The organism is Kineococcus indalonis, from assembly GCF_009906395.1.
GTDB classification, from domain to species: Bacteria; Actinomycetota; Actinomycetes; order Actinomycetales; family Kineococcaceae; genus Kineococcus; species Kineococcus indalonis.
The window spans coordinates 1-6641 of record NZ_JAAALM010000200.1 but is presented as its reverse complement, the minus strand read 5'-3'; the positions used below and the strand labels follow the sequence as shown (position 1 = coordinate 6641).

Here is a 6641-nt window from a genome sequence, read left to right as displayed (position 1 = left end):
CCTCGCCGCGGGTCCCGGCGGGTCCCGGCGGGCGGGGGCGCACCGCTACCCTCGCCCGTCGTGAGCGCCCCTCCCCCGTCCCCCGCGGCCGGCGCGGCGCCCGGCGCCGGCGAGGTCGTCGTCGTCTCCACCGGCGGCACGATCGCCAGCACGCGCGACGAGCGCGGGGTGAGCACCCCCTCCCTGTCCGGCGCGGACGTGCTGGGCGGCGCCGCCGCGGCCGCGGGGGTGCGGGTGCGCACCGTGGAGGCCCTGCGCGCGGACTCCTCGACGCTGACGCTGGCGCAGGTGGGGGCGGTGCGCGAGGCGTGCGCCGCGGCGCTGGCGGACCCCGCCGTGCGCGGGGTGGTGGTGCTGCACGGCACGGACTCGATGGAGGAGACGGCGTTCCTGCTGGACCTGCACCACGGCGACGAGCGGCCCGTGGTGCTCACCGGCTCCCAGCGCACCGCCGACGACCCCGCCAGCGACGCCCCGGGCAACGTGCTCGCCGCGCTGCGCGCCGCCGCGGGCGCGCGGTCGCGCGGGCGCGGGGTGCTGGTGGCCTTCGGCGGTCGGGTGCTGCCCGCGGCGGGCACCGTCAAGCGGCACACCGCGGCGCTGGACGCGTTCGCCGCCCCGGAGCCGGCGCTGCCGCGCGGGCCGGTGCTGCCGTGGCCGGCGGGGGCGCCGTGGCCGCGGGTGGACGTGGTCGCCGTGCACCCCGGCGCCGACGGGGCGCTCGTGGACGCCGCGGTGGCGCTGGGGGCGCGCGGGGTGGTGCTGCAGGCGCTGGGCGCGGGCAACGCCGCGCCGGACGTCGTGGGGGCGGTGCGCCGCGCCACCGGCGCCGGCGTCGCGGTCGTGGTGACGACGCGGGTGCCCGAGGGGCCGGTGTCGGCCTCCTACGGCGGCGGCGGGGGCGGGCACGACCTGGCGGCGGCCGGTGCGGCGCCGGCCGGGCGGCTGCGCGCGGGGCAGGCGCGGGTGCTGCTGGCGGTGCTGCTGCGCGCCGGGGCGGACGCCGGGCGGGTGGCGGCGGAGTTCCGCGCCCGCGGCTGACCGTCCCGCGGGGCTGACCGGCCGCGGGGCGGGTGCCCGGGCCGCGGGCGCGGCTGGCACGATCGCGCGCGGGGGCCCGACCGGGCCCCGCCGCGCAGGACACCGCACGAACGGGGACGCCGTGATCGAGCACACCGTCTGCTTCACCCTGGTCCACCCGGAGGGCTCGGAGGCCGAGCGGGCCTTCCTGGAGGGGGCGCGGGAGGTGCTCACCGGCGTGCCGGGCGTGCAGGGCTTCACGGTCAGCCGGCAGGTCAGCGCGAAGAGCGGCTACCGCTTCCGCTTCTCCATGCGCTTCGCCGACGAGGACGCCTACCGCGCCTACGACGCGCACCCGGACCACGCGGCGTTCGTGGCGCAGCGCTGGGCCACCGAGGTGCGCGAGTTCCAGGAGCTGGACTTCACGCCCTGGCCCTGAGGGCCCGGGCGCGCCCCGGCCCGCCGCAGCACGAGGGCCCCGCACCGGCGCCGGTGCGGGGCCCTCGTGCTGCGGGCGGTGGGCCTCAGCGGGCGGCGGAGCCCTCGACGTAGTCGGAGTCGTCGGACTTCACCCACGCCATGAGCTTGCGCAGCTCGCGGCCCGTCTTCTCGATCGGGTGCTGCTCGGCCTGGGCGCGCAGGCGCTTGAACTCCGGTGCGCCGGCGTCCTGGTCCTCGATGAAGCGCTGGGCGAAGGTGCCGTCCTGGATGTCCGCCAGGACCTCCTTCATGCGCTCCTTCACCGAGGCGTCGATGACGCGCGGGCCGGAGACGTAGTCGCCCCACTCGGCGGTGTCCGACACGCTCCAGCGCTGCTTGGCGATGCCGCCCTCGTACATGAGGTCGACGATGAGCTTCAGCTCGTGCAGGCACTCGAAGTAGGCGACCTCGGGCTGGTAGCCGGCCTCGGTGAGGACCTCGAAACCGGTCTGCACCAGCGCGGAGGCGCCGCCGCACAGGACGGCCTGCTCGCCGAACAGGTCGGTCTCGGTCTCCTCGGTGAAGGTGGTCTTGATGCCGCCGGCGCGCAGGCCGCCGATCGCCTTGGCGTAGGCCAGGGCGAGGTCCCAGGCGCCGCCGGTGGCGTCCTGCTCCACGGCGACGATGACGGGCACGCCGCGCCCGTCGACGTACTCGCGGCGCACGAGGTGGCCGGGGCCCTTGGGGGCGACCATGACGACGTCGACGTCCGCGGGGGGCTTGATGTAGCCGAAGCGGATGTTGAAGCCGTGGCTGAAGAACAGCGCCTTGCCGGCGGTGAGGTGCGGCTCGATGGCCTCGGCGTACAGGCCGCGCTGGAGGTGGTCCGGCACCAGGACCATGATCACGTCGGCGGCCTCCGCGGCCTGGGCGGGGGTGAGGACCTGCAGGCCCTGCTCCTCGGCCTTGGGGCGGCTCTTGGAGCCCTCCTTCAGGCCGACGACGACGTCCACGCCGGAGTCGCGCAGGGACAGCGCGTGCGCGTGGCCCTGGCTGCCGAAGCCCAGCACCGCCACCTTCTTGCCGGTGATCTTGGACAGGTCGGCGTCGTCGTCGTAGAACATCTCGGCCACGGGGGCTTCTCCTCGGTCGTTTCGTCGATCGGTGTGCGGGTGGTGGCGCTCGCGCGCCGCTTCAGGCCGAGCGCAGGGCGCGGTCGGAGATGGCCCGGCCGCCGCGCGCCAGCGCGACGGAACCGGACTGGACGAGCTCGCGGATGCCGAAGGGTTCCAGGACCCGCAGCAGCGCGGCCAGCTTGTCGGGGCCGCCGGTGGCCTCGACGGTGACCGCGTCCGGGGAGACGTCCACGACGTGGGCGCGGAAGAGCGCCACGGTGTCGACGACCTCGCCGCGCACGGAGGCGTCGGCGCGGACCTTCACGAGCAGCAGCTCGCGCTGGACCGAGGCGTCGTCCTCCAGCTCGACGATCTTCAACACGTTGACCAGCTTGTTGAGCTGCTTGGTCACCTGCTCCAGGGGCTGCGACTCCACGTCGACGACGATGGTCATCCGGGAGATCTCGCTGCGCTCGGTCGGTCCGACCGTCAGGGAGTGGATGTTGAAGTTCCTGCGCGCGAACAGCGAGGTGATGCGCATCAGGACACCCGGTCGGTTCTCGACCAGGACGGAGAGGGTGTGGCGGCTCATCAGGAGATCACCTTCTGGGCGGCGGGGTCGTCGCTGGACACGCCGTCGCTGTCGGCCTCGCGGTCCCACTGCGGGGACAGCCCGCGGGCGTACTGGATGGCGTCGTTGCTCACGCCGGCCTCGACCATGGGCCACACCATGGCGTCGCGGTGCACGCGGAAGTCGATGACGACGGGCACGTCGTCGATCGCCATCGCCTTCTCGATGGTGGCGTCGACGTCCTCGGGGCGCTCGCAGCGCAGCCCGACGCAGCCGTAGGCCTCGGCGAGCTTGACGAAGTCCGGGATCGGCACGGAGTGCGCGGCGTGGTGGTCGCCGGAGTGCAGGTCGGTGTTGGAGTAGCGCTCGGAGTAGAAGAGCGTCTGCCACTGCCGGACCATGCCCAGGCTGGAGTTGTTGATGATGGCGACCTTCACGGGGATGCCGTTGAGGGTGCAGGTGGCCAGCTCCTGGTTGGTCATCTGGAAGCAGCCGTCGCCGTCGATGGCCCACACCACGGCGTCGGGGCGGCCGACCTTGGCGCCCATGGCCGCCGGCACCGCGTAGCCCATGGTGCCCAGGCCGCCGGAGTTCAGCCAGGTGCGCGGGTTCTCGTACTTCACGAACTGCGCGGACCACATCTGGTGCTGGCCGACGCCGGAGACGTAGACGGCCTCGGGCCCGGCGATGGCGCCGATGCGCGCGATGACGTGCTGGGGGGCCAGGGTGCCGTCATCGGGCTCGGCGTAGCCCAGCGGGTACGTCCGGCGCCAGGCGTCGGTCTGCTCGACCCAGGCGCCGATGTCGGTGCGCCCGTTCGCCTCGAACTCGGCGGCGACGGCGGTGGCCAGCTCGGCGAGCACGAGCTTGGCGTCGCCGACGATCGGCACGTCCACGGCGCGGTTCTTGCCGATCTCGGCCGGGTCGATGTCGGCGTGGATGACCTTCGCGCCCTGCGCGAAGCTGGACAGCTCGCCGGTGACGCGGTCGTCGAAGCGCGCGCCGAGGGTGACGAGCAGGTCGGCCTTCTGCAGGGCGGCCACGGCGGCCACGGTGCCGTGCATGCCGGGCATGCCCAGGTTCGAGGGGTGCGAGTCGGGCAGCGCGCCGCGGGCCATGAGCGTGGTGACGGCCGGGATGCCGGTCAGGTCGGCCAGGGCGCGCAGCTCCGGCGCGGCGTCGGCCTTGACCACGCCGCCGCCGACGTAGAGCACGGGGCGCTCGGCGGCGGCGATCAGGCGCGCGGCCTCCTTGACCTGCTTGCCGTGCGGGCGCACCACGGGGCGGTAGCCGGGCAGGTCCACGGAGGTGGGCCACTCGAAGGAGGTGCGCGCCTGCAGCGCGGACTTGGCGACGTCGACGAGCACGGGGCCGGGGCGGCCGGTGGCGGCCAGGTGGAACGCCTCGGCGATGGTGCGCGGGATGTCGGCGGGGTCGGTCACCAGGTAGTTGTGCTTGGTGATCGGGGTGGTGATCCCCGCGATGTCCGCCTCCTGGAAGGCGTCGGTGCCGATCGCGGCGGCGCCGACCTGGCCGGTGATCGCGACCATCGGCACGGAGTCCATGTTGGCGTCGGCGATGGGCGTGACGAGGTTGGTGGCGCCGGGGCCGGAGGTGGCCATGCAGACCCCGACCCTGCCGGTGGCCACGGCGTAGCCCTCGGCGGCGTGGCCGGCGCCCTGCTCGTGGCGCACGAGGATGTGCCGCACGTGCGGGGAGTCCATCAGCGGGTCGTAGGCGGGCAGGATGGCGCCGCCGGGGATGCCGAAGACGACCTCGACCCCTACCGCCTCCAGGGAGCGGACCAGGCTCTGCGCGCCGGTGAGCGACGCGACGGGGAGCGTGGGGTCCAGCGGCAGGCCGCTCGGGCCGTGCTCGCGGGCCGGCGGGGTGCTGATCGGCGGGGTGCTGATCGGCTCGTGGGCCATCTCGGAGTCCTCCTCGGCGGTGCGGTTCGGGTCCTGCAGTCGTCGGACGCGACCGGCCGCTCGGTGCGCCGGACGCGAAAAGACCCCTGCGCCGCGGGGGCGAGGGGTCGCGCGCTCGACGGGTCGACCGTGGTCGACCTCAGCGTGCGCGCTGTCCGGTGGCTACGAGGAACCGCATGCCCGCAACGGTAGTCGCCCCCGCGGGCGCTGTCAGCCGCCGGGGCTTTCCGTCTCACATGGTGGACAGCGGGTCCACCTGCTGGACAGGGCGCCCCGGCGGCCGGCGGCTCAGCGGGCGGTCACAGGCACACCGCGCCCACGGAGGCCGACTGCACCTGCTTGGCGTACTTCGCCAGCACGCCGCGGGTGAACACCGGCGGCAGCGGCGCCCAGCCCTCCCGGCGCGCGGCCAGCTCCTCGTCGTCCACGAGCACCTCGAGGGTCTTGCCCGCCACGTCCAGGCGGATGCGGTCGCCGTCGCGCACGAACGCGATGGGCCCGGCGTCGACGGCCTCGGGGGCGACGTGCCCCACGCACAGGCCCGTGGTGCCGCCGGAGAAGCGGCCGTCGGTCAGCAGCAGCACGTCCTTGCCCAGCCCGGCGCCCTTGATCGCACCGGTGATCGCGAGCATCTCGCGCATCCCCGGGCCGCCCTTGGGGCCCTCGTAGCGGATGACCACCACGTCGCCGGCGCCGATGGTGCCGTCCTCCAGCGCGTCCAGCGCGGCCTGCTCGCGCTCGAAGACGCGCGCGGTGCCCTCGAAGACCTCGGAGTCGAACCCGGCGCTCTTGACGACCGCGCCGCCCGGGGCGAGGTTGCCCGAGAGCACCGTGATGCCGCCGGTGCGGTGGATCGGGTCGTCCAGCGCGCGCAGCACGACGCCGTCGACGTCCGGCGGGGCGATGTCGGCGAGGTTCTCGGCCATCGTGCGGCCCGTGACGGTGAGCGTGTCGCCGTGCAGCAGCCCGGCGTCCAGCAGCGCGCGCATGACGACCGGGATGCCGCCGATGCGGTCCACGTCCACCATCACGTGCTTGCCGAAGGGCTTCAGGTCGCCCAGGTGCGGGACCTTCCCCGCGATGCGGTCGAAGTCGGCCAGCGTCAGGTCCACCTCGGCCTCGTAGGCGATGGCCAGCAGGTGCAGCACGGCGTTGGTGGAGCCGCCCAGCGCCATGACGACCGCGATGGCGTTCTCGAACGCCTCCTTGGTCATGATCTGGCGCGCGGTGATGCCCTTGGCCAGCAGGTTGACCACCGCCTCGCCCGAGCGGCGCGCGAAGCCGTCGCGGCGCCGGTCGGTGGCCGGCGGCGCCGCGCTGCCCGGCAGCGACATGCCCAGCGCCTCGGCCGCGGAGGCCATGGTGTTGGCGGTGTACATGCCGCCGCAGGCGCCCTCGCCGGGGCAGATGGCCCGCTCGATGGCGTCCACGTCCTGGCGCGACATCAGCCCGCGCGCGCACGCGCCGACGGCCTCGAAGGCGTCGATGAGGGTGACCTCGTGCTCGCTGCCGTCGGACAGCTTCGCCCGGCCCGGCAGGATCGTGCCCGCGTAGAGGAACACGCTGGCCAGGTCCAGGCGGGCGGCG

6 protein-coding genes are annotated in these 6641 nt (G+C 74.7%); 2 read left to right on the top strand and 4 right to left on the bottom strand.

The features are described 5' to 3' along the window. Positions 1 to 60 precede the first annotated feature (60 nt). Both GTR00_RS11220 and GTR00_RS11215 read left to right on the top strand, forming a co-directional pair. A complete protein-coding gene (locus GTR00_RS11220) occupies positions 61 to 1041 on the top strand; it encodes an asparaginase domain-containing protein (RefSeq protein WP_166611709.1) in 981 nt (326 codons plus the stop codon). A gap of 121 nt (positions 1042 to 1162) precedes the next feature. Next, positions 1163 to 1459 carry a Dabb family protein gene (locus tag GTR00_RS11215; protein ID WP_166611708.1) on the top strand — a complete coding sequence of 99 codons (297 nt, stop codon included), beginning with the start codon at positions 1163 to 1165 and terminating at the stop codon, positions 1457 to 1459. Positions 1460 to 1544: 85 nt separating this feature from the next. On the opposite strand, the gene ilvC is transcribed toward GTR00_RS11215, so the two are convergent. The 4 genes from ilvC to GTR00_RS11195 form a co-directional block, all read right to left on the bottom strand. Next, positions 1545 to 2573 (bottom strand): ketol-acid reductoisomerase, encoded by a 1029-nt coding sequence (ilvC, locus tag GTR00_RS11210; protein WP_166611707.1) that lies wholly within the window; start codon positions 2571 to 2573, stop codon positions 1545 to 1547. Positions 2574 to 2634: 61 nt separating this feature from the next. Then, positions 2635 to 3147: an acetolactate synthase small subunit gene (gene ilvN, locus GTR00_RS11205; RefSeq protein ID WP_166611706.1), complete on the bottom strand. Its 513-nt coding sequence runs from the start codon at positions 3145 to 3147 to the stop codon at positions 2635 to 2637. Beyond that, complete coding sequence (locus GTR00_RS11200; RefSeq protein WP_166611705.1) at positions 3147 to 5054, bottom strand: acetolactate synthase large subunit; 1908 nt, start codon at positions 5052 to 5054, stop codon at positions 3147 to 3149. Before GTR00_RS11200 ends, ilvN begins: the two co-directional genes overlap by 1 nt. A gap of 299 nt (positions 5055 to 5353) precedes the next feature. Beyond that, a partial coding sequence (locus tag GTR00_RS11195) for a dihydroxy-acid dehydratase domain-containing protein (RefSeq protein ID WP_166611704.1) occupies positions 5354 to 6641 on the bottom strand: 1288 nt, incomplete at its 5' end.

Bases quoted from the DNA above. Each gene is read 5' to 3' on its own strand.
- ilvN (WP_166611706.1), bottom strand. From the start codon at position 3,147: ATGAGCCGCCACACCCTCTCCGTCCTGGTCGAGAACCGACCGGGTGTC.
- GTR00_RS11200 (WP_166611705.1), bottom strand. From the start codon at position 5,054: ATGGCCCACGAGCCGATCAGCACCCCGCCGATCAGCACCCCGCCGGCC.